This is a genomic window from Paraburkholderia sp. C35, assembly GCF_003121405.1.
GTDB lineage: Bacteria > Pseudomonadota > Gammaproteobacteria > Burkholderiales > Burkholderiaceae > Paraburkholderia.
This window is the reverse complement of the sequence record NZ_QBUY01000016.1, coordinates 62,129-86,134: the sequence shown is the minus strand read 5'-3', so window position 1 is coordinate 86,134 and position 24,006 is coordinate 62,129. Positions and strand designations below refer to the sequence as shown.

The following is a 24,006-nucleotide window of genomic DNA, read 5'->3' as shown; positions in this document are numbered from 1 at the left end:
GGTTACAGTCGTTACGTTTTTTACCAATCGAATCAATTAGCAGGCCGCATGCAAATCGATAAAGCGAATCGTCTCTCACCGCTTCTACCCTATCGATCGATACCGGCCACCAACTGGTCATGCAACATACTTCCTCTCCAGTATTCGGTCGTCTCATGACAACGGATCGTCATCGACTGCTTTCAATCGTCACGTGTACCGACAGACCTCACGTCATCAGACTTGCGCATGTCCACTGGCCTACCTGCCTGCACGTGATATAGCGCGACCTCGCCCCGGAGATTGTTCACATGGATCGCATGCTTGAGCGCCATTGAAACCGATCTTGTATGTGTCGCTCTGTACGTGCACACACACTTTCGAGGCGCTTTGGCATCGATGATGCCGTGGCTGCGCGCACGACACGACCAGGCGCGGCAGTTGTCGACCTGGCCCGGTATGCAAATGGTCCTATGTGCCGCTCCATTTTTCATTGGGTATTTCATTGCGCCTTTCATCCCGCCTGTCATCCGTTATCTCATCCATGAGACAAACCGGACACGGCCCGATCGCGTCGCAATCGCCCGCTCTCCGGATCGCGCGCGCAGTGCGCCCCTTGTCGAACCATTTCACCCGATCTGATTCGACGCGGCTATGCAGCATCGCGCCCGTTACGTGCGACACGCCTCATACCAGGCAGCGCTGATGATCCGATGGGACAAGCCGCGCGATCGTCATCGCCTCGACGGTATCGATGAAAAACGTTTGCGAGGCCCACTGGACGGCAACTGCGTATCCAACTGACAAATAGCGGGCGCGCGCCAACACTCCTCTGATGATTGTTGCTATTCGTACGACACAATCAGATTTCGCCGCGCGGCATGCCGTCTAAAAATCGGCTTTCGGTGCGGGAACGCACGAAAACGATAGAACACATCTGAATCAAATCCGGTTACGTCCGGAATCGCTCTTAGGTGGGCGTTTCGCCCATGTTTCAACTCTGAAAACGCATCGACCGCATGCAGGCGATTATTTTCAAATCCCGATAAATCAGCGAGTTAGCACGTATAAGTTAAGACAATTTCTCGAATCCGCCGCCAAACCGCGTTGTGCAGATTTGAAACAAATCGACACATTTTGATCCGCATCAATGGTGGGCAACACCACGCTGCGCCGCACCAGTACTCATTTTCCCGTCGATTGGCACAGTCCTCGCTAAATGCTCGGCGTGGTGAAAGCCAGCCTCGATGCAGACAGTCAAAACAATCGCATCGACGGCGGGTTGACGGGGCCGGTCTGTACGAATCTCGCCGCGAGCCAGGCGGCAGGCATTGAGAGCGAACAGCACCGGGTTAAAAAGACAAGGGGGTCGTGCAGCGCACGACTTCATGCGAGGACCGATCATGCTGACGCTTCAATCCGACCTGCACGGCAATCATTTGCTCGGCGCATTGCCTTCTCACGAGTGGCAAGCCATTGCTCCCCATCTCGAACTCGTCCATCTGCGCACGGAGCAGTTGCTGTGCGATTCGGGGCAACGCATTCATCACGTGTACTTTCCCACGACGGCCATCATCTCGATGCTCTCGACGATGGAAGACGGCGGCTCTGTCGAGATCGCCGCTGTCGGACGCGAAGGCATGACGGGCGTACCCGTGCTCACGGGCGGCGAAACCATGCCGAACCGCGTGCAGGTGCAGTGCTCGGGCTTTGCCTACCGGATGACGGCACAGGCGCTGCGCCAGCAGTTCGCGCGCTCCGACTTCCTGCGCCGCCTGATGCTGCTCTACATGCACGCGCTGCTCACGCAGGTCGCACAAACGGCAGCCTGCAACCGTCACCATTCGCTGAACAAGCAACTGTGCCGCTGGCTGCTGATCGAAGTCGATCGCGTCGCATCGGATGATCTGTCCGTCACGCAACAGCTGATCGCCGACATGCTCGGCGTGCGCCGCGAAGGCATCACGGAAGCGGCCGGCAAGCTGCACAACGACGGTCTGATTCACCACAGCCGCGGCCATATCCGCGTGCTCGACCGCAAGGGCCTCGAAGCGCGCGCATGCGAATGCTACGGTCTTGTGAAGCGTGAATTCGACCGCCTGCTGCCGCGTCTGCGCGAAGCCGAGACGGTGAGCTAAGGTGCGCGCCGGGCATGATGTCGGCGGCCTCACCGGCCGCACGCAGCACGCCGGTTCGCACGTCGCAGCTTCGAAGCGTGTCTTGAAAAGATAGCGTGGGAGAACGGCCGTCACATGCCGCTCGCACGCTATCGTGCACCTGCGCAACTGCTGTCATCGATTCATTCAGGCGAGTTGTCGATGGTTGCGTTGTCGCCTGATACACGTTGCGTCCGCAACATCATCGCGAAGTCAGGTTGCAAATCTGATTCATTTCGCGTTGCGTGGTCGTTGCCATGTCTTCTTTCCTGACTCCGCCTTCTGCGCCGCAAGTCCACGTATGGCAGTGGGATCTCGAAGCCTGCGATGACGATATCGAAGGCTACTGGAACACACTCGGCGCCCAGGAACGCGAACGCGCCGGCAAGTTCCGCTTCGATCTGCATCGGCGCCGCTTTATCGCGGGACGCGGCGAACTACGACGGCTGCTGGGCCACTACCTTGACGTATCGCCGTCGGATGTCGCGATCGGTTATGGCCCGGATGGCAAGCCGTATTGCACCAGCCAGCCTCGTGACTGGATGCTCTGCTTCAATCTCAGTCACAGCGAGAATACGGCCGCCCTCGCGATAGCGAACGGTATCGAGATCGGCATCGACATCGAGCGAATCCGGGTCATTGAAGACACGCTGCCGCTCGACGTTTTCTCGTCGCAGGAACGGGCCGACTACGCGGCCACGCCCCAGGCCGAACAACAGACCGTCTTCTTCGAAAGCTGGGCGCGCAAAGAGGCGTGCCTGAAAGCGCTCGGCACAGGCTTCATTCTGCCGCCCACGCATTTCGAATTCGACGTGTCCGTGCACGGAGATACGACGCCGCGCGTGGTCGGCGGCGACGTGCAGGAAGCAGCGCATTGGCGCGTTCGCACGCTGTCTTCCGTTGCGGGTTGCGCGGGCGCGGTCGCGGCGCGGCGCACGGACTTGTCGATCGTCGAGATGGGAGCGTTGTGTCTTCATCCCGGATGAGTCCAGCGACGTCGACGCCCCGCGTCACGGCATCGAATCGCCCGACAGCGCGCGCACGCCATGCATGCCGCTAAAAACCGACAGGAACGTCGCGACGCTTTGCGCAGACGTCAACAATGCCGACGTATCAATTAGGAATCCAACGCTAAACGTGAAAACCGGCCATCGATTCACGGCGGTTGCGTCCGGAACGACGCTCGACTGCCCCTGTTTCGTCGCCGAAACAAACGCGCGCGCATCGCCGGATTCAAACGATTGCGCGCCCGGCACTGTGGGAGTCCGAACACTTGCGAAATCGATGTGTTGTTGCGTCGTTAGTGTGTGCGACGGCGTACGGATAGGCACCCCGCAGAAGTTTAACTTTCACTAACCGCAATTTTCGTACGTAAGGCATGGGGCGGGCGCGCATCGCCCCGACCTGCTTTTGCCTGCTGTAGCCGGCCACCCTATGTGCGTTTTCCGTGCGCGCATCAAGAGACGTGGCCCAGCACACGGCCTTTCAAATCACTGGAGAGCGGCACATGTCACACAGAGATGAATTTCCAGGCAACGTGCCGGGCGGGACCGACCATGTGCCCGGCGTGGCCGCGCGCTTCGACACCGTATGTGCGGAGTTTGCCCATCATCTTGCTGTGATCGACGCCACGGGTGAAGAAGACTACGCCGCCCTCGGCGAACGTTCGGCCCGGATGGCAAGCGTCCTGCGCAATCTGGGACTCGAACCTGGCGAGCGCTGCGCGATCATGGTGCCGCGCAGCCGGGACACGCTGGCGCTGATGCTGGCGATTCTGCGCGTGGGCGCTGTCTATGTGCCGCTCGACCCGGCTTATCCGCGCACGCAACTCGATTTCATCGTGTCCGACTGCGCGCCGAAGCTGATGATCGCCGACAGCGCCGCGCTCGCCAGCGTGGGCGACCTGAACGGCACCTGGATGGATCTGGCCGCAATCGTGAGCGCGTCGGCAACGGCCGATCGTGCGCCCCTGCAGCCCGTGAGCCGCGACGACGCGGCCTACATCATGTATACGTCCGGCTCGACGGGCAAACCCAAGGGCGTGATCGTCCCGCATCGCGCGATTCTGCGTCTGGTGCACGGTCAGACCTTCACCGGCCTGTCGCCGCAGACCCGCTTTCTCAACCTCGCGCCGCTCGCCTTCGACGCCAGCACGCTCGAAATCTGGGGCCCGCTGCTGAACGGCGGCAGCGCGGCCATCATCAGCGAGGTTCAACCTTCGCTCGATGCAATCGCCGCAGGCATCGCGCAATTCAGCGTGACGAGCGCGTGGCTCACGGCGGGTCTCTTCAACGCGCTCGCCGATTATCGGCTCGAAGCCTTCTCGCCGATGAAGGAAGTGCTGACGGGCGGTGACGTGCTGTCGCCCGTGCATATCCGCAAGGTGATGGCGGCGCATCCCGCGCTGCAGATCATCAACGGTTACGGCCCGACCGAGAACACCACCTTCACCTGCTGCTACCGCATCCCGCGCGACAGCGCGGCGCTGGCCAGCGGCGATGCCATTCCGATTGGCGACGCGATCGCCGGCACGCGCGTGCATATCGTCGACGACAAGCTCGTGCCCGTTGCCGATGGCGAAGTCGGCGAACTCGTCACGGGCGGCGACGGCGTCGCGCTGGGCTATCTCAACCGGCCCGAACTGAGCGCCGAGAAATTCATCGACGATGTCTTCTCGCCCGGCACGAAGCTCTATCGCACGGGCGATCTGGTTCGCCGCCGCCCCGACGGCGCGATCGATTTCCTCGGCCGCAATGACCGGCAGATCAAGATCGCCGGCAAGCGCATCGAACTCGACGAGATCGAGCATGCGCTGCGCGCGGCACCCGGCGTCGCCGATGCAGCCGTTGCGGCATTCGAAGGCCGCATGGGCAAGGCGATCGCCGGCTTCGTGAAGGCCGACGTTGCCGATGCAACGGCTGCCACCTTCCTCAACGGCTTGCGCGCTCATCTGAAGGCTGCCCTGCCCGACTATATGGTGCCGACGGAACTGCGCGCGATGGCGGACTTCCCGCTGACGCCGAACGGCAAGATCGACCGCAAGACCTTGCTGGCGAGACTCGATACGCCTTCCGCGGCACCCGCCGAATCCGCGACAGGCGACGAAGACATCGCCGCCAGGCTGGCGGCAGTGTTCGAGGGGCTGCTCGGCAATCCCGTCGATCGCCACGCGAATTTCTTCGACCTCGGACTGCGCTCGCTCGATCTGATGCGCGCGCACGCGATCATCGCCCGCGACGTATCGGCGAAAGTCGCGCTGGTGGATCTGTTCCGCCATCCCAATGTCGAGGCGCTCGTCGCCCATCTGCGTGACACGCTCGGCATGGCACAGCAAGGCTCCGTCCGCGGCCGCCGCGATGTGCAGGATGGCGCGATCGCCGTCGTCGGTATGTCGGGACGGTTTCCGGGCGCGCGCAATGTCCGCGAGCTGTGGAGCAACATTCTCGAAGGACGCGACTGCATCACGCATTTCGATGTTGCAGAACTGGAAGACAGTTTCGACGACAGCACGCGCCGCGAAGATCGCTATGTGAAGGCACGCCCGATCCTCGCGGACGTCGACCGGTTCGATGCCGGTTTTTTTGGCGTGATGGCACGCGAGGCTGCGCTGACCGATCCGCAACAGCGGCTGTTCCTCGAAATCGCGTGGGAAGCCTTCGAAGATGCCGGCTATGACCCCGCGAAGATCGCCGGTGCGGTCGGCGTGTTCGCCGGCACGTCGATGAACACCTACTTCCTCAAGCACGTACTGACCGATCGCGGCGTGATCGACGAATTCACGAGCCAGTTCCAGATCGGCGAGTATCAGAAGCTGGTCGGTGCCGGCGATTTCGTCGCCACCCGCACGGCGTACAAGCTCGGTCTCACAGGCCCGGCGATTTCCGTGCAGACGGCCTGCTCCACGTCGCTAACGGCAATCGGTCTCGCGGTCGAAAATCTTCGCGCGGGACGCTGCGACATGGCGCTGGCTGGCGGCGTGTCGATCACGTTCCCGCAGAAGCGCGGCTACTTCTACGAAGAAGGCGGCATGGGCGCCGCCGACGGCGTGTGCCGTCCGTTCGATGCCAATGCCAAAGGCACGGTGTTCGGCAGCGGCGCGGGCGTGGTCCTGCTCAAACGGCGCGACGACGCGATCGCCGACGGCGCCCCGATCTATGCCGTGGTGCGCGGCGTCGGCATGAACAACGACGGCTCCGACAAGGTCGGCTTCACGGCACCGAGCGTCGATGCGCAGGCCCGCGCGATTGCCATCGCGCACGCCGAGGCAGGCATCGATCCCGCCACCATCGGCTATATCGAAGCGCACGGCACGGCGACGCCGCTCGGCGACCCCATCGAATTCGCGGGCCTCGTGCAGGCATTCCGTCTGGGTGGCGTCGAAGGCGGCCAGTTCTGCGCGCTCGGCTCGGCGAAGGCCAATGTCGGACACCTCGATGCGGCAGCGGGCGTCACGGGCTTTATGGCAGCGGCGCTTGCGCTGCGCGACCGCACGCTGCCGCCGCTCACGCATTTCCGCGCGCCGAACCCCGGCATCGACGTGACGAACAGCCCGTTCTTCTTCAACGCGGCAAAGCGCCCCTGGGCCGATGGCCCGACGCCGCGCCGCGCAGGTGTGAGTTCGTTCGGCGTGGGCGGCACCAATGTCCACCTGCTGCTGGAAGAAGCACCGTGCCGTGTCGATGTTGCAGACACGGAACAAATCGGCGCACAGGACAAGCCGCAGATTCTGCCGCTCTCGGCGAGAAGCGCGCCCGCGCTCGAACGCGCGAGAGCGAATCTTGCCGGACATCTTGCCGCCAACCCCGGCCTCTCGCTCGCTGACGTCGCCACGACGCTGCAAACGGGCCGCCGTGACTTCACGCATCGCGCCGTCGTGATTGCCGAGAGTCTCGAACAGGCGCAGGCCAAACTGCAAAAAGGCGCGATCGAAGCTCAGGCTCCGCAGACGGCCGGCCCTGTCGTTTTCATGTTCCCCGGACAGGGCTCGCAATATCCGGGCATGGGCGCCGCGCTCTATCGCAGCGAACCGGTCTTTCGCGAGTGGATCGACAAGGGTGCCGTCACGCTGGCGCCCCACCTCGGGCTGGATATCCGCACGCTGCTGCTTAGCGAGGCACCGGAAGGCGCCGACACGCCGCATCCCATCCGCTCGACGATCTACGCGCAGCCGGCCTTGTTCCTCGTCGAATATGCGCTCGCGCAGCTGTGGATGTCGCGCGGCATCAAACCGACGGCGATGATCGGCCATAGCGTCGGCGAACTGGTCGCGGCCTGCGTCGCCGAAGCGGTCGCCTTCGAAGATGCGTTGTATCTGATCGCGAAACGCGGCGCACTCATGCAGTCGGCCGAGCCGGGCGCGATGCTGGTCGTGCGCCTGTCGGAGGCCGAGCTCGGCCCGATGATGGGCGACGAGATCGATCTTGCTGCCGTCAACGCGCCGTCGCTCAGCGTGGTGGCCGGCCCCTTCGCGGCGATGGAAGCGTTCGAGGCGAAACTGAAGGCAGCCGACATCGATCATCGGCGGCTGCATACCTCGCATGCATTCCACTCGCGCATGATGTCCGGCGTCGTCGAAGATCTTGCGCGGGTCGCCGATACGCTTACCTTTGCGATCCCGAAGATTCCGTATGTGTCGTCGGTGACGGGGCAATGGGCGTCGATGGATCAGCCGGTGCGCGGACGTTACTGGGCCAGCCATTGCCGTGACGTGGTGCGCTTCAGCGATGCACTCGCCACGGTGACGGCCGACAGCAAGCCGCTGCTGCTCGAAATCGGCCCTGGCCGGACGCTGTCGACCTTTGTCATGCAGGGCTTGCCGAGAGACCGGCATCTGGGCGCGCTGGCCTCCCTGCCCGATTTCGCGATGCGCGACCAGGAGCTTGCCGTACTCGCCGAGGCGACCGGGAGGCTTTGGCTGAACGGCGTCACGCCGAACTGGACCGTCGTTCAGGGCGAAACCGCTCGCCGTATTTCGCTGCCGACCTATCCGTTCGAACGGGAACGGTACTGGATCGACGCGCCGGTATCTGCGTCTGCCTCTGCCGCCGCATCTGCTTCGTCAAGCAACCTCACGACGCAAGCCGCGGTCATTGCCGCGCCTGCCATGCCCGAAGCCATCATCATCACTACTACTACACAGACCACCATGGACCAAACCGTACAGATCGATCGCAAACCGCGTCTCATTGCCGAACTGGCATCGCTTCTTGCCGAGTTGTCCGGCGAGGCACCCGACATCTCCGATCCGGATGTCACCTTCTGGGATCTCGGTTACGACTCACTGTTCATGGGACAGGTCTCGCGGCAACTGCGCCGTCGCTATGACGTCACGATCAGCTTCCGGCAGATCATGAGCGACTATCCGACGCTGCCCGCGCTCGCGCAGTTCCTCGACAGCACCTTGCCGCCCGACCCGGCCCAGCCGGCTGCGCCGGCAGTCGTCGAGGCCGCACCCGTTGCCGTCGCTGCGCCGGTTGCTGCCGCGGCTGCTGCGCCCGTCGTCGTGGCAGCAGCGCCTGTGGCGGCTGCGCAGTTCACGCCGAGCGCAGTGACAGGTGATATCCAGTCGGTGATCCGCGACCAGATCGCTGCGATGCAGTCCCTGATGGCGCGTCAGCTCGACGTGCTGCAAGGCGCGCCCGTCGCAATCTCGCAACCTGCCGCCGCCGTGCAGGCCGCCGTGGCGCCCGCGCAGATCGTCGCGGCAGCGCCCGTAGCCGCCGCACCGCAACCGGCTGCCGCGCCTGTGCGCGCCGCTGGTCCGGAAATCAAGTTCGAGGAAAACCGGCCGACGCGCTTCACCGCCTACAAGCCCGGCGCAAGCAAATCGGCCGAAATCACGGATGCGCAAAAGGCGTTCATCGTCGATCTGACCACGCGCTACTCGGCCAAAACGCCTCAATCGAAATCCCGTACGCAATCCTATCGATCGGTGCTGGCCGATCCGCGCACCGCGAGCGGCTTCCGTGAAGAATGGAAGGAACTCGTCTATCCGATCGTCGCGCAGCGCTCGAAGGGCTCGAAGATCTGGGATATCGACGGCAACGAATATATCGATATCGTCAACGGCTACGGCCAGACCGCATTCGGCCACACGCCCGATTTCGTGGTGGACGCCGTCAACGCGCAGATGGCCGAAGGTTTCGCGATCGGACCGCAGTCGCCGCTCGCGGGTGAAGTCGCGCAGATGTTCGCCGACATGACGGGCCATCAGCGCGTGACGTTCTGCAACACCGGCTCGGAAGCCGTGATGGCTGCCATGCGCCTCGCGCGCACGGTGACGGGCAAGGACAAGATCGTCTGCTTCGACGGCGACTATCACGGCCAGTTCGACGAAGTGCTCGTCAAACCCGGTAGCGAAGCCGGCGTGCCGCGCGCGTTCCCGCTCGCCCCTGGCATCCCGAACCAGTCTGTCGGCAACATGGTCGTGCTGCCGTACGCGCGCACGGAAAGCCTGGAATGGATCAAGGCCAACATCGACGATATCGCCGGTGTGCTGTTCGAGCCCGTGCAGTCGCGTCACCCGAATCTGCGTCCGAAGGAATTCGTGCAGCAGTTGCGCGAAATCACAGCCGCCAATGAATCCGCGCTGATCTTCGACGAAGTCGTCACGGGCTTCCGTGTGCACCCGGCCGGCATGCAGGGCTACTGGGGCATCAAGGGCGACATGGCGACCTACGGCAAGGTGGTCGGCGGCGGCCTGCCCGTCGGCGTGCTCGCCGGCACCACGCAATACATGGATGCGCTCGACGGCGGCCAGTGGCAATTCGGCGACAACTCCGTGCCGGAAGTCCCGCCGACCTTCTTCGCGGGCACCTTCGTGCGTCACCCCGTCGTGCTGGCCGCGATGAAAGCCGTGCTGCTGCATCTGAAGGAAGCCGGCCCGTCGCTGCAGGAAACGCTCGCGGCCCGCATGGACGGCCTCGTGCAGCGTATCAATGCGTATCTGGAGAAAGTCGGCATCGCCGCGCGGGCGGAATCGTTCTCGAGCTGGTTCTATGTCAGCTTCGCGAGCGAAGACCGGCTCGGCAGCCTGTTCTATCCGTACATGCGCTATCTCGGCGTGCACGTGATGGAAGGCTTCCCCTGCTTCCTGACGACGAGCCATTCGGACGAAGACATCCGCAAGATCGGCGATGCGTTCATCGCGAGTATCGACGCGCTGCAACGTGTCGGCATTCTCGGCAACGCGCCGCAACCTGCGCCCGTGCAACTCACGCAGGCGCCGCTGACCGAGCCGCAGAAAGAGATCTGGATGTCGGCGCAACTGGGCAACGAAGCGTCGCTGGCATTCAACGAGTCGTTCACGCTCGAACTCATGGGCAACCTGAACGAGGCCGCGTTCGAACGCGCGTTCGCAGCGACGATCGCCCGTCACGACGCATTGCGCGTGCACTTCTCGCGCGTCGGCGACACGATGTTCGTGGACCCCGCGACGACCGTGCCGCTCGAGCACATCGACCTGTCCAGCCACGCCGATCCCGCCGCCGAACTCGCGACGATCGTCGAAGCCGAAGCGCACGAAGTGTTCGATCTGACCCGCGCGCCGCTGGTACGCGCCGCGCTGGTCCGGCTCGAAGCGCAAAAGTGGGCGTTCGTGTTCACGGCGCACCACATCATCTGCGATGGCTGGACGATCAACATCATCCTGCGCGATCTGCAAGCGCTCTACGAGGCCGAAGTAACGGGCAAGCAAGCCGAACTCGACGAGGTGCAGAGCTTCCTCGCGTTTGCCAAGGCGCAGGATGAAGCCGGCGCGGACGCGAATGCACGCGACTTCTGGATGAACCTGCATCGCGAACCGGCGCCTCAACTCATGTTGCCCGGCGATCGCCCGCGCCCGGAAATCAAGAGCTTCCGCGGCGCCTCGACGACGCGCCAGTTGAGCGCCGATCTGCTCAAGCAGGTGAAAACGACGGCATCGAAACAGGGCTGCTCGCTGTTTGCCGCGCTGTTCGGCGCCGCGCAAGTGCTGTTCGGGCGTCTGGCCGGCAGTGACGACATCGTCCTCGGCGCACCGATGGCCGGCCAGTCTCAAGCGGGTGAAGCGCTGCTCGCCGGACATTGCGTCAACTTCCTGCCGATGCGCGTCCGGTTCGACCGCGACAAGCCTTTCGCTGCTCACATGAAGGCAGTACGCGATCACGTCTACGACGCAGGCGACCGTCAGAACTATACGTATGGCGCACTGGTGCGCGACCTCGGCATCAAGCGTGATTTCAACCGCCTGCCGCTGACCGATCTGCAGTTCAACCTGGAGAAGGTCGACGGACAACTCGACATGGCGGGCATCGCCACGCGCTTCACGCCGAACGCAAAGGCCTATAGCAACTTCGATCTGTTCATCAACATCATCGAATCGGCACAGGGCCTGCGTCTGGATTGCGACTTCAACAGCGACATCTATGACGAAGCGACCGCACAGCGCTGGCTCGGTCACTACGAAACCTTGCTGACGGCCATCGCACGGGATGCCGAGACGCCCATCGCGGCCCTGCCGCTGCTGAACGAAGCCGAGATCCATTACCTTCGCGACGAGCTGAATGCCACGCAGCGCGACTACGATCTGTCGCAGACCGTTCCCGCGATGCTCGCCGCGCAGGCCCGCAAGACGCCCGATGCGACGGCGGTATCGGACGAAGCGCGGCGCCTGACGTATCGCGAACTCGATGCACACGCCAGCCGGATCGCACGCAAGCTGGTGGCGGCAGGTATCGCACCGCGTTCACGGATCGCGCTGGCGATGGACCGCACGGCGCTGACCGTGGCCGCCATGATCGGCGTATGGCGGGCCGGTTGTGCCTACGTGCCGCTCGACATGATGATGCCGGCTGCCCGCCTGCAGGTGATTCTCGAGGGCGCCGACATCGCTGCGATCCTCAGCGATGCGACCAGCCGCACCGTGCTGGAACCGGGCACGCATCGCGTGCTGGAACTGGAGGCTTTCCTCGCCCAGGCCGACGATCAGGCCGTCACGCTGCCCGCTGTGTCGGATGCGGCTTCCGCCTACGTGATCTTCACGTCGGGTTCGACGGGCAAGCCCAAGGGCGTGGAGATTCCCCACCGCGCGCTGACCAACGTGCTGCTGTCGATCGCGGAAAAGCCGGGCTTTACGGCTAGCGACAGCATCGTCGCGGTCACCACGTTCACCTTCGATACGTCGGGCATCGAGCTGTACCTGCCGCTGATCGTCGGCGCGCGGACCTTCATCGCAGGCCATGCCGAGGTGCGCACGGGCTACGAACTGGTGGACCGGCTGAAGGACGAAGCGGCCACCATCCTGCAGGCAACGCCGTCGCTGTGGCGCATGCTGCTCGAAGCGGGCTTCAAGGCACCGGCCAACTTCCGCATCATCTGCACGGGCGAAGCCCTGCCGCGCGATCTCGCCGACCAGCTGCTTGCAACGGGCGAAGAGGTGTGGAACCTCTACGGCCCGACGGAGACGACGATCTGGTCGTCCGGTGCGCGCGTGGTGGCGAACCAGCCTGTGCTGATCGGCGCGCCCGTCGCCAATACCGATATGCACGTGCTGCCCGACGATTTCCATCTGGCGCCGGAAGGCGTGAGCGGCGAACTGTGGATCGGCGGTGAAGGCCTCGCCAAGGGCTACCTGCACCGTCCCGACCTCACCGAGGCCGCCTTCAGGGAGATTGCCATCGAGGGCAGCGCGCCGCGCCGCCTCTACCGCACGGGCGATCTCGCAAGGCGGCTTGCCGACGGCTCGCTGCAACATCTCGGCCGCCGCGACCAGCAGATCAAACTGCGCGGCTTCCGCATCGAGATCGAAGACATCGAGGCCGCCTTGCGCAAGGCGACCGGCGTGGCCGCAGCCGCCGTCGCGCTGCATACGGTGAGCGGCAGTGCACGCCTCGTGGGCTACATCGTCGAAGCTGCCTCCGGCACGCTCGACCAGGGCGCGGTCGCGGCGCATGTTGCCGCCACACTGCCGACGTATATGGTGCCGACCCTGTGGATGAAGCTGGACGCGCTGCCGCAGACAAGCAGTGGCAAGCTCGAGCGCAAAGCCCTGCCCGTGCCGACGGCCGATATGGTCGCAACGCCTGTCCGCCGGCCGCACGTGGCGCTGAAGGTGGTGCCGCCTGCGCCCGCGCCTGCCGAACCGGTGGCGGCCGCGAGCGAACCGGTGCCCGTGGCGGCCGAACCGATCGTCGTTGCCACGGAACCTGCGGAGCTGGCCAGCGAACCGGCAGCGATGACGCCTACCCAGGCGACGATCGCCGGCATCTGGGCGGACGTGCTCGGCCTCGAACATGTCGACATCGACCAGCAGTTCTTCAGCCTCGGCGCAGACAGTCTCCATCTGTTCCGCATCGTTGCACGGATGAACGAGCGCGGACTGGGTGTCGACGCCCGTCAACTCATGAAGAACGTCACGGTTGCCGAACTGGCGGCGACCCTCGACGGTACGCAGGAGAACGAGGTGAAACAGGCGCCTGCCGTCATGAGGCCGTCGATCCACAACTTCAAACGCAGGCATGCGGAGGGAGTCTGAGCGATGAACGGGATCACCCTGAATCTCGCCCCCGACTACGAGATCGAAGCCGGCTACGCGCTGTTTCCGGCGACCGCCTGCCAGACACGGTTCTGGCATGAGCAGAAGGCGTCGCCGAAAGCTTCCGCGCTCAACAGCGCGTTCCGGCTGCAGTTGTCGGGGCCGCTGAAAGCCGCGAGCATCGAACAGGTGCTGTGCGAACTGGTCGCGCGACACGAGATCTTGCGTACCGGCTTCCAGATGACGGGCGCCGGGCTGCGCCAGCAGGTCGCGAGCCGCGTCCCGTTCCAGCTCGACGTGGTCGACCTGACGGGCTTCGAGGAAAAGGCTGCCCTCGCGGAGGCCGAGCGTGTCGGCCGGCTGCAGGCCAGCACGCCGTTCGAACTGTCGTCCCCGTCGTTCTTCCGCGCCGTGTGGCTGCCCAGGTCGCTCACGCAGGGTGAATTGCAACTGACGTTCCATTCGCTTGTGATCGATGGCTGGTCGTTCGCAAGCCTGGTGTGCGAACTCGTGGAAGGGCTGGCCGCGTTGCATGCCGGCCACGATCCCAGATTCGCCGATGTCGAGCTTCATCACGGCGACTACGCGCTGTGGAAGGAAGAGTTCCTCGCCAGCGGTGCGCTCGACCGCGCGCGCGCACACTGGCGCCAGGAACTGCGGGATTTCCACCGCTTCGAGGTTCCCGGCGATCGTCCCCGGCCGCAGGAGCGGCGCTTCCAGGGCGTGATTCGCTCGATCCTGTTGCCCGGTGCGCTCGGCGACCGCCTGAGTGCGGCCGCCAAGGCCCAGGGCGTCACCCTGTTCAGCGTGGCGGCGGCGGGCCTTGCAATGGCGCTGCAAGCGGCGACGGGTCAGAACCGGGTGACGATGGGCACGCAGATGTCGGTGCGCGACCAGCAGGAACTCGAAAGCGTGATCGGACCGCTTCTCAACACGGTCATTCTTCGTCTCGACGTGCCGGCCGACAGCAGCCTCGCCGACGTGACCGCACAGTGCGGCGCCAAGCTCAGCGACGCCATCGAACATCTGCATCTGTCGTTCGAAGAGATGATCGAGATGGCAGGCGAAGTGGCCGACGGCGAACGCCCGCCGCTGTGCCCCGTCAATTTCGCCCTGCAGCAGAGCTTTGTCGGCGTGGGCGACGAGGTTCGCCGGCAGGAGTTCGCCGCGACCACCTCGCCCTCCTACAACGCGGGCGCGCTCTACGACCTGAACTTCTTCATGGTTCGGCGTCCTGAAGGCTGGCGCATCTCCTGCGAAGGCGACACGGACATTTACGACATCGAGACGATCGACGGGCATCTGGCGAAGTGGCGCGAGATGCTGGAAACCGTCGATAGCGCAGCACAACGCCCACAGGCGCCCAGTGCCGGGATCGACGCGCCGAAAGCCGTGGCGGGTGTCGGCGCCAGCGGTTTCATGAGTCAGGCCGAGCTGGAAGCGATAGCGCGCAATATCGTCCGATACAACGAGAATGCGCCGGGCACGCCCGTCATCGCGCTCAACAACACGGCCGTGCTGTTCGGACTGGCTCAGCAGATCGGCTCCGGCCGGCCGCTGATCGACATTCCCATGGTGCCCGAAGGCCCGCCGCGCGATTTTCCGCCGCGCGCCTTCGAGGATATCGCCGCCGATGCCGTGCGGCTGATCAGGCTGGCCCAGCCCAAAGGTCCCTATATCCTGATGGGGCTGTGCGTGCTCGGTGCGTTGTCGCTGGAGGCGGCGCATCAGCTTCGGCGCGAAGGCGAAACGGTCGAACTCGTCATCCTCAACGATTCCTGGTGCCCCGGTTATCGCGAGATGATGCCCTGGTACGATCGCGAGTTGCGCAAGATGCAGGTGCGCGCGGACAACATCCCGCGCGACTTCCGCAAGGCCATGCGAGGCGAGTCGTCGATGGTCTCGTTCCTCAAACAGTATCGGATCGTGCGCAAGCTCGGCATTGCAGACCTCGCGCTCAAGCTCGGCCTGATCAAGGATGCGGCGCAAGATCACACCGTCGCCGAGAACCGCTGGTACATGGAGTATCTGCTGGCGCAGCAGGTCCGCTACCGTCCGGCACCTTACGACGGCAACGTGCAGATTTTCCGCAGCGAGCAGGTGCTCAAGGGCCGTCTGTTCGCCTGGGACCTCGGATGGCAGCGTGTACTGACGGGCAAACAGGTCGTCAGCCCGGTTCCGGGCATGCACGACCAGATGTTCCGCGCCGCGGGCGCTGCCGTCATCGGCAAGCAGGTGCGCGAGCATCTCGCCGACATCGAGGCTGACGGGACCAAGGCCAGCGTCGGCGAGCAGGACGCGCCGGCCGAACGCCCAAGCCGTGCCGAAGCCTAGATTCGCGGGCGAATGGCTTATGTCCCGTTTGCGTCGAGTCGTACTGGCCGCGTTTTGCGGTGCACTGACGGTAGCCGGCCTGGTCTTTATCCGGCTGGGCGGCCCGGAACTGTTCCGCCGCCCGGCCGCCGCCGTCGCGGCCGGTGCCGGGGCCACAATGCCCTCTGAGCGGATAAGGCTTGCCGTGCTCGGGGATTCGAACAACCAGTCCTACCACGACACGCTGCTACTGCGCGATCCGAGCCTGCGAGGCGGGCCCTTTCGCGCGACCACGTATCAGTGGACCGAGGTGCTCGCCCGGCTAAGGGGCGACCAGATCGACCTCGGCGAATGGGGCGCGTGGGGCACCAACCAGTATCGCGCCTACGCCGACGAGGCGTTTGGCTTCCCCGCCCGCACGCCGCCGAAAGACGACTATCGCTACAACTTCTCCGTCAACGGCGCGACCTGCAACCAGTTGATGGGACACCCGGCGCGCCAGGCCATCCGGCTGGTCAAACTGATGGACACGGAACCCGAGGCCTGGCGAGGCGGCATCGTGTATATCCGCATCGGCGAGGCGGATTTTGGCGATCAGGACGTCCTCGACGAGCTGGCCCATGACCCCACTGCACGGCGCCCCCTCGCCCTGATCGATGCCTGCACCCAGGCCGTCAGCGAGGCCATCACCCTGATTCGCAAACACCATCCCGACACCTATGTCGTGGTCGCACAGGCAACGGGCGACGGCAACTGGACGGGCAACTACAACGATCCGCACGTGACCAGCCAGCTGGCCAACGTCGTCGCGGGTATCGATCGCTTCGACAATGGCATGCGCAAGCTGGCGGCCGCGGATCACCATGTCTATTTCCTCGACGATCGCCCGTGGCTGACCAGGTTATGGGGCGCGCGCGACGCTCAGGGCCGTCCCGTCGACAAGACCTTGCATCTCGCACCCGGCTGGGCGATCACCATGACCCTGGGTGACGATCCGCATCACGCCGTCCTTGCCGACGGTCATGCCGGCGTGGTCTGGAACGCCCTTTGGGCGCAGCATTTCGTCAACGAGCTGAACGCCGCATTCGGATTCCATTTCAAGCCGATCACCGATGACGAAGTCATCGCCTTTCTGCAACCGTCCTTTACGGCGAGCGAGCGCCTGGCGCCGCCACTACCGGCAGCCGCGGCGAAAAACTGAGCTCGCGCCTATGCCCCGCCATGCGTACGGCCTCGCACAAACATGTGATCGTTCATTGTTCACAATGAATCGCAGAGTCATGCTGGCGCTCGACCCCGCCATGCATCGACGTATGCAGAAAACAATCAGGTTCGGCTACCCGGTACGATCATGGATCAGGTGAAGTCCTCGAAGGCCCGTGCGGAGCTTATCGCGACGTATTTCGCGTACGCCCTGCGTTACGTTTACCCGCTGCTGCTCCTGCCGTTTTATGGCCGAACCCTCGGACCGGCCGGCTATGGCATCGTGCTCGCCGGCATGTCGCTGTCGAATACGATCTGGCGCTTCGTGTGCTTCGGATTCCCGACAGTCGGCGGCCGCGATGCGGTTCACGCGACCAGCGACGCCGACCGCTCAGCCATCCTGTCAAGCCAGATGACAGCCAGGGTGCTGCTGGGCATCCCGATCGCGCTGTGCGGATTCGGCGCCGTCGCGCTCTCGCCTGCGCTGTCGGCCCACCCGTTGCTCGGCTGCTCGACGGTTCTGCTCGGCCTGCTCGCTGCGTTCAACCTGGGCTGGTATTACACGAGTACGGGACGCGTCAGACGCAGTGTCGTGATCGAGATTGTCGGATTTATCGCCTCGCTCGTGCTGATCTTCTCGTTCGTCCATCACCCGTCGGATCTCTCGCTGGTCTTCCCGCTGCTGCTCATCTCGGCCGTCATACAGACAGCGCTAGCCTATGGATTCGTCAGGCGGGAATTTTCCGGGTGGTTCTCGTCGATCCGGGCCGGCATCGAATTGATCCATCGCTCGAAGATCATTTTCATCTACACCAGCACGGCGATTCTGTTGATCACGGCCTCGACCTACATCCTGTCCGTGTTCGCGCCCGCCTCCGAGGTCGGCGCGTTCGGCGTGGCCGAGCGACTGATCGCGGTCGGGCTCAGCCTGCCCGTCCCGGCCACCCAGGTACTCGTTCCGAAGGTCACCTATCTGGTCGGCACGGACCCTGCGAAAGCCAACCGGCTCTCGTTCCAGATCCTGATCTTCTTCTTCGTCGGTGCAATCGGCGCGGTCGCCTGCACGATGCTGCTCGCCGACTGGGCCGTGCCGCTCGTGATGGGCAACGGTTTTCAGCATGCCGTCACCGTGCTGAAGGTCTTCGTGCTGGTTTTGCCGTTGAATGTGATCAACCAGGTTATCGCCCTGTATTTTCTGATTCCCCGCAATCGCGAAGCCCTGCTCGCTCGCGCCGGCGTGACGACCGCGTGCGTGAATCTCGTCATCGCCGTGCCGCTTGCCATGCATTGGGGAGCGATGGGCATGGTGGCCGCGCGCCTGTTTGGCGAGGTGACGCTGCTGACGGCCCTCATCGTCAATATGATCCGGTCCGGTCTGATGGGAGAAATCCTGTCGACGCATCCCACTGTTCTCGCCTTGCGCCCTCGCGGCGAAGGTTGAGGTTCCGCGCCTGTTGAACCGATGGCTGCGTCGTGTGCGATGCGGTGAGTCCGTCGTCGTGCGATGCGCTGGTGAACGGGCGTGTCTGTGGCTCATTGCGCAGCGCGTGTTTGAGCAGTCTCGTGTGGTGCGCAAAGCACAGCGAAACTGCGTTGACCTGCTACAGACGGCAGTCGCGAAAGAGCTTGTCTTGCCTCGTCTCACGGCAGCGTTCGCTGCCAGTCACCGGAAGCGAATATCGGATTCGCTGCAAATGGCAGCCGGGGCAAGTCTCGCGGCTGCAGCCGGTTACCGGCTACTGGCGATCGGAAGTGGAATTGAAGCGAGATTGAATCTGGATCGAAGCGGGAGCTAAGCGAGCTTGAAGCATAAGGACCGCACTCTCGTGGCTCCGGGCAGATACAGACCCGGTAACCACCGACATATCAGCGGCCCAACGCACGGCGCACAACGGCTGACTGCCATCGCCTCGCGCGCCGGCCCGTCTCAGGTTCCCGCACCTTGCGTTCCCGTCGATACGCCCTTGCCAGCACGCGTCTCGCCGAGCCGTTGCCGAAGCAGCCGACGGCCCAGCCGCATGGTCGGCACTTCGAGCTTGCGATAGGACAGGACGGCGAAGCCCAGCGTGCCCGGTACGAAGATGGCGAAGAACAGCACGACACGCAGCGTCGGCCCCACCGACAGATGATCCACCAGCAACGACGAGGCGCGCATGACGAATAGATGCGTGAGATAGAGGCTGTACGACGCATCGCCGATCGTCAGAAGCAGCTTCGGATAAGCGATATCGCGGCGACCCAGCACGGCGCCGGCGAATATGGCGGCGGCGGCCGGTCCCCATACGAGGCCGCGCATATCGAATGTGCCGTTCGCGGGCGGCCCCATCAGCAGCCAGCCTGCTACACCTGCCACGATCAGCGCAATCTGCGCCGTCGCCCCAATCCGGAATCCGGAGAGACGCAATTGCGCGAACAGCACGCCGAACACGAACTCGAGGATGATCGTGTGGGTCCAGCTCTTCAGGATGACGTTTTCAGGATTTACCCACGCACCGATCGCGACAAGACTCACGAATATCGCCGCCACGACCAGATACACACGACGGATACCCGTCAGCAGGACGAGCGAGATGACGGCATAGAAGAACATCTCGAAGTTCAGCGTCCATCCCAGTCCCAGCACGGGTTCTGGCGCACCTGTCAGCGGGTTGCTGGACGGCACGAAGAATAGCGAGCGCAGCACGTACGCCACTTCATAGCAGTTCTTGTGCTTGAGTGCGGGTAGCGCGAGACCGATGCAGATCGACAGCAGCGTCGCTGCCCAGTAGAGCGGCACGACGCGCACGATGCGATCGCTGATGAACCAGGCCGCCGCGTTGCTTCCCGGGCGCTGCCCCGACACGATATACATCATGACGAAGCCGCTGACGACGAAGAAAATATCGACGCCGAACAGGCCCTTCTCGTTGACTAGGTGCCATGTCTGCGATGCGGATACACCATGGCCGCCCACCTCGCCCGCCGCGTGGCAGAACACCACCAGCAACGCGGCGACTGCGCGGAGTACCTGGATCGAATCCAGTTTCTTCATTGCCTTACCCCCAAAAAACGATGCAACCGTATCGTCAGCCCATCAACCAGTCGATGCCGGCTAGTCGGGCGTCGCTGCTTTCACGGCATCGAACAGTTTTTGTGCGGCCCGTTTCCAGGTGAACAGGCCGGCCTGCCGACGCCCCGCCGCAATCACCGATTCACGCGTTGCCTGATCGTCGAGCACCGTTTGCAGTTGCAGGCTCCATGCGTCCGCGTCGAAGGGATCGGCATAGCGCGCGGCCGTGCCGCACACCTCCGGCAGTGCGCCAAACGGCGCAGCCACGACGGGACAACCCAGCGCCATTGCTTCCAGCGGCGGCAGACCGAACCCTTCCGTCAGCGACGGGAAAGCAAGTGCGCCCGCGTTGGCCATCAGCCCCACCAGTTCAGGATCGGTCACCCAGCCGGTGAACTGCACATTGGGCGGCACGACATGCCCCAGTTCCTCGAACCTGGCCTTGCTCGCGCCGCCGAACAACACCAGCGTCACGTCCTTCATCTCCGGTTTCGCGAAAGCCTTGAGGAGGATGCCGACGTTCTTGTGCTTCTGCGTGTTGGCAAGCGCGAGGACATAGCGCCCCGGCACGAGCTTCAGCTTCGCAAGCTGCCCCTCGTCGGGCCGTATCTGCAAGACGTGATCACAGCCGTTGTGTACGACCACGATCTTGTCGGCACTGGCGACGCCGTAATGCACGAGTTCCTGCCTCGAGAACTCCGACACGGTGACGATGAGCTTGTGGCGTCTGCCGATAAAGAAGAACAGAAACTTGTACCAGAGACGGAATCCACGGGAATAGGACTCCGGTGCGGAATACACCTGGGCATCGTGGATCAGCGTCGCACAATCGTGATGCAGCAGTGGCCCCAGATTGCAGAGATTGAGAATGAAGTCCTTTCTGCGCGCTAGCGGGAGATACGCCTGCTCCCACGCGATTCTGTGCATCCGGCGGACCAGCGGACTCTCACGCACACACAGAATCTTGCGATAAGACGGCACCTTGACCCGGTCTCTGATCACGAGCGCGTACTCGGCGCCCTGAGCGGAATGCTCGGCAATCAATGCATCGGTCGCGGCAATGAGTTGCTCGGCAACCCGGTGCACACCCGTTACCTCGGCGCCGAAGAACTTGCCGTTGAACGCTATCGTCTTGTACATGCAGCACCGCCTCGTCGACAGATGGTCGGCTGACACGAAGTCATTCGCCGGCATTCATAGTTTCGCCGCCCGTTCAGGCGGCAGCCGGCCTCGCACGCAATCCCACAGGCCGATCAGATTGCCGCCCAGGCGTCCCCGACGGTCGATCCATGGCTCGGGCGCAAAGCTCTTCACCACATTGCTCGCGACATTGCGCAGGACATGGTCGACGGCATCGCGCCAGGGCATGGTCTTCTTTCTCACCAGATAAAGCGGATTGATGACCTGCGAATAGCCGAGTTTGCGGCCGGACACCCTGCCACGCTTGACGCCCAGGTGCACGCCGAGTGCCGTATTGATGCGCACCACCCGACCGCCCCGATTCCAGATCTGGCCGCCGAAATCGCGATCCTCCTGCCAGCCATAGAGCACGAGCCGTTCATCAAACCGGAGTCCGGCAATGCTGCTGGCGCGAAACGCCATGTTGCATCCGTAGGGGCCACCCGTCGCAACGGCGCTCAGGTTCTGCGGAACGTCGCGTGTCCTTGCGAGGATTGCCTGTCCTTCTTCGATGGAATAACCCGGCCCATGGATGCCATCGGCGAGTACCGTTCCCGTCACACAGGAAATCGAGGCATCGCTATCCAGCGCCTTGAGCATCTCGGCGATCCATTGGCCATGCATCAGAAAATCATCGTCGAGGATGATGACGGCATCGAACTCGGCCGGCACATGGTTCAACGCGTGGTTGCGTTGCGCGGAACTGCCGGGCTTACCCTTGATCCCCAGCAACCCAGGCCGGCTTGCGAGCCTGCCGGCATCCTCGTCCGTGACACAGGAGACAATGATGAGATCGGGCCGCACCGGCTGCGAATCGACGGCAGCGACGACACGTTCCAGCACCTCGGCGCGTCCGCGCGTGGGAAAGAGCAAACAGACCTTCGCTTGCGCAGCGGACGATGGCAGGCTCGTTTCCCCGGCCAGGTTCACTTGCGAACAGACAGTCGAATTCAACATTCACCTCGTCGGCCAATGCATGCTTTTCTGGAAACGGAAACACGGCGGTCCGTCTAGCGCCGGACCCGAGCGTCCCGACCGTGCCAATGGAAGAGGCCATTCGCGCCGGCATCGCGAGAACCATGCTATCGATGCCGCAGATGCAGCACTGCTGCCTACCCCACGCAAACGCACGCATCCTGAACGCCGATGTATGCCGTGCATACGCTGCGACGCACGGCCACGAACCGCATCCGGCACACTCACCCGCGAATGCGTTGCGCGACCCATTCCGGTTGCCTTGCCACGCGTCTCGGCGCGCGCTGCGACAGCGCGCTCGCGGCGGCCGCAAACAGGTAGAAGGTCGAACCCAGTTCGAACACTCCGGCTGCAAGCGAAGCGACGACCAGGGTCGCGATCATGCCGTGCCGTGCCGCGTGGCAGACGGAGCGTTCCGTCAGCGGGTAATGCGACGACACCGGCGTCAGCAGCGCTTTGCCAAGAAACATCCCGTAGCAGATCACGCCCACGGCACCGAGGTTAGCCACCACCACCACGATGAAACTCGATGCGCGAATGCTGCCCAGTCCCACGCCTACCCCGTAGGTTTCGAGGAAGTTGGTCATGCCTTGCGTGTTCCAGCTCATCCGTTCGATGCCGGACGAGCTACCCGCCTTGTTCATGACCGTGGTGTCGACGAAGTCGCTCAGCGCTTTCGCGACGCCCGGCATGAATACGATGACGTAGAGGGTGCCCAGCACGCCCGCGCAAGCGGCGATGATCCACATGCGCTGCTGGCGCTCGACGGCGCCGGGCGTCACACGACCGGGCCGGCTGAACACCTGCACACACATATAGGCTGCCAGCCCGACATAGGCCGTGCCGGAGGTGGACATCAGCAGCAGGGTTCCCGTCGCGATCGCCAGCACCCCCGACAGCTTCGGGCGATACCCAAGCAGCCAGAGATTGAGACAGAAGACGAACAGCGGCAGCGTGAAGCTCGAAAACGCGGAGGTCTCGGCGAACGTGCCCGTAATGCGCACCAGTCCGCCCAGCTCTTCCCCGCTCAGATCGGCGTACTGAGCCGTCTTGATCACGGACATCACATCCAGACCGGCAGCATGGGTGACGAAGTCGATCACGCCCGCCGACACATCGAGGATCGTGAGCAGAAAAATGCCGTTGGCCAGCGCCCGGTACGCGCCGCGATATTTGAGAAATGCGTACATGCACGCATACACCAGCAGATCGCCGATCAGATAGATCGCCTGCGACAGATTGCCGGAAACGGGACCGAGCGGCTGCAGCATGGCAGCGCCCGTGAGACTGCGGTCAACCGGGAAGACGAGCGTCGCGCCCTGCAGCAGACGCGGCAACATGATGGCGCCCGCGACGCCCCACACGCAGGTGCAGAGCAGCCAGAAGCCCGGCTTTTCCATCGACAGCGTATCGCCGATGCCCTTTCCGCCAACGAGATTGAATGCTCTCAGCGTGAAGAAAATCAGAAAGAGCTGGGCCGGCATGATGCCGATCGAACCCAGACTCAGCGCCAGCGTCATGGCAAACAGCGAAAATGCCGCCATCGCGTAAACGGCACCGCGAAACGATCCATAGAGCACCAGCAGCCCGATGACGATGACCAGGATTCCGTATATTGACGGCACTGCTTCCCCCTCAAC

The 24,006-nt window shown here is 63.6% G+C and carries 10 protein-coding genes; 6 read left to right on the top strand and 4 right to left on the bottom strand.

Annotated features, from left to right (window positions below; genetic code table 11):
- The first annotated feature begins 1,382 nt into the window (after positions 1-1,382).
- From DK391_RS13175 to DK391_RS13145, 6 genes are all read left to right on the top strand, one after another.
- The gene (locus DK391_RS13175; protein WP_007588058.1) at positions 1,383-2,117 is read left to right on the top strand and encodes a Crp/Fnr family transcriptional regulator; all 735 of its coding nucleotides are present in this window, start codon (positions 1,383-1,385) and stop codon (positions 2,115-2,117) included.
- A 275-nt stretch (positions 2,118-2,392) separates the two neighbouring features.
- A complete protein-coding gene (locus DK391_RS13170) occupies positions 2,393-3,121 on the top strand; it encodes a 4'-phosphopantetheinyl transferase superfamily protein (protein ID WP_109478411.1) in 729 nt (242 codons plus the stop codon).
- Between the two features lie 521 nt (positions 3,122-3,642).
- Positions 3,643-13,647 carry a non-ribosomal peptide synthetase/type I polyketide synthase gene (locus tag DK391_RS13160; RefSeq protein ID WP_109478409.1) on the top strand — a complete coding sequence of 3,335 codons (10,005 nt, stop codon included), beginning with the start codon at positions 3,643-3,645 and terminating at the stop codon, positions 13,645-13,647.
- Between the two features lie 3 nt (positions 13,648-13,650).
- Positions 13,651-15,981, top strand: a complete 2,331-nt coding sequence (locus DK391_RS13155) for a condensation domain-containing protein (RefSeq protein WP_109478408.1) — start codon at positions 13,651-13,653, stop codon at positions 15,979-15,981.
- A gap of 19 nt (positions 15,982-16,000) precedes the next feature.
- Entirely contained in the window at positions 16,001-17,161 is a 1,161-nt protein-coding gene (locus tag DK391_RS13150) for a hypothetical protein (protein ID WP_109478407.1), read from the top strand.
- Between the two features lie 150 nt (positions 17,162-17,311).
- A complete protein-coding gene (locus DK391_RS13145) occupies positions 17,312-18,604 on the top strand; it encodes an oligosaccharide flippase family protein (RefSeq protein ID WP_109478406.1) in 1,293 nt (430 codons plus the stop codon).
- A 486-nt stretch (positions 18,605-19,090) separates the two neighbouring features.
- Here DK391_RS13145 and DK391_RS13140 read toward each other — a convergent pair whose 3' ends face one another.
- From DK391_RS13140 to DK391_RS13125, 4 genes are all read right to left on the bottom strand, one after another.
- Positions 19,091-20,194 carry an acyltransferase gene (locus DK391_RS13140; RefSeq protein WP_109478405.1) on the bottom strand — a complete coding sequence of 368 codons (1,104 nt, stop codon included), beginning with the start codon at positions 20,192-20,194 and terminating at the stop codon, positions 19,091-19,093.
- Between the two features lie 60 nt (positions 20,195-20,254).
- Complete coding sequence (locus DK391_RS13135) at positions 20,255-21,352, bottom strand: glycosyltransferase family 1 protein (protein WP_109478455.1); 1,098 nt, start codon at positions 21,350-21,352, stop codon at positions 20,255-20,257.
- Between the two features lie 54 nt (positions 21,353-21,406).
- Positions 21,407-22,348 (bottom strand): glycosyltransferase family 2 protein, encoded by a 942-nt coding sequence (locus tag DK391_RS13130; RefSeq protein WP_109478404.1) that lies wholly within the window; start codon positions 22,346-22,348, stop codon positions 21,407-21,409.
- Positions 22,349-22,590: 242 nt separating this feature from the next.
- Complete coding sequence (locus tag DK391_RS13125; RefSeq protein ID WP_239482808.1) at positions 22,591-23,991, bottom strand: hypothetical protein; 1,401 nt, start codon at positions 23,989-23,991, stop codon at positions 22,591-22,593.
- Positions 23,992-24,006 lie beyond the last annotated feature (15 nt).

What these genes read in the sequence shown, in the direction of transcription:
- DK391_RS13140 (WP_109478405.1), bottom strand. Translation starts at nt 20,194, where the DNA reads ATGAAGAAACTGGATTCGATCCAGGTACTCCGCGCAGTCGCCGCGTTG.
- DK391_RS13135 (WP_109478455.1), bottom strand. Translation starts at nt 21,352, where the DNA reads ATGTACAAGACGATAGCGTTCAACGGCAAGTTCTTCGGCGCCGAGGTA.
- DK391_RS13150 (WP_109478407.1), top strand. Translation starts at nt 16,001, where the DNA reads ATGTCCCGTTTGCGTCGAGTCGTACTGGCCGCGTTTTGCGGTGCACTG.
- DK391_RS13130 (WP_109478404.1), bottom strand. Translation starts at nt 22,348, where the DNA reads ATGTTGAATTCGACTGTCTGTTCGCAAGTGAACCTGGCCGGGGAAACG.
- DK391_RS13170 (WP_109478411.1), top strand. Translation starts at nt 2,393, where the DNA reads ATGTCTTCTTTCCTGACTCCGCCTTCTGCGCCGCAAGTCCACGTATGG.
- DK391_RS13145 (WP_109478406.1), top strand. Translation starts at nt 17,312, where the DNA reads ATGGATCAGGTGAAGTCCTCGAAGGCCCGTGCGGAGCTTATCGCGACG.
- DK391_RS13155 (WP_109478408.1), top strand. Translation starts at nt 13,651, where the DNA reads ATGAACGGGATCACCCTGAATCTCGCCCCCGACTACGAGATCGAAGCC.
- DK391_RS13160 (WP_109478409.1), top strand. Translation starts at nt 3,643, where the DNA reads ATGTCACACAGAGATGAATTTCCAGGCAACGTGCCGGGCGGGACCGAC.
- DK391_RS13175 (WP_007588058.1), top strand. Translation starts at nt 1,383, where the DNA reads ATGCTGACGCTTCAATCCGACCTGCACGGCAATCATTTGCTCGGCGCA.